1 protein-coding gene is annotated in these 428 nt (G+C 60.0%); it reads right to left on the bottom strand.

Annotated features, from left to right (window positions below):
• Positions 1 to 33 precede the first annotated feature (33 nt).
• A partial coding sequence (locus ADK28_RS26720; RefSeq protein WP_048797144.1) for a type VI secretion IcmF C-terminal domain-containing protein occupies positions 34 to 428 on the bottom strand: 395 nt, incomplete at its 5' end.

Here is a 428-nt window from a genome sequence, read left to right as displayed (position 1 = left end):
TTCTTCCCGTTTTCTGAGGGGCAGCTGGCCCCGTTAATAAAGTGTGGCCGGTAAACTGAACTGGCTGAACAGCCCTGCGGCAAACGGACTATGGTCAGCGTCGCTGTAGACCCGCCAGGTCATGGCGCCATCATCCACACCAAAGCGCACATCAAACGACCCCCGACTGACCTGCATCCGGTTGCCGGCATCCAGCAGGCGGAACATCGCCCACGGACCGGTAAAGCCCAGGCTTCGCGGTGAGCGGGCACCATCATCCGGTATCAGCGTCAGTTTGCTCTCAGAGCCGTCACGCAGGGCGTTCGGCCAGACCAGTGGCACTTTCTGGCGCCGACCGTGGCTGTACTCCACCAGTTGGCCGTCAAGGTTCAGCACACTGCGGCGTTTACTGGCAGTCAGTTCAACCGGTTCAACCACAAAGTGCACTT

Source organism: Serratia sp. 506_PEND (genome assembly GCF_001076875.1).
Classification (GTDB): domain Bacteria; phylum Pseudomonadota; class Gammaproteobacteria; order Enterobacterales; family Enterobacteriaceae; genus Serratia; species Serratia marcescens.
Note: the sequence above shows the minus strand (reverse complement) of the source record. Positions and strands in the feature narration are given on the sequence as shown.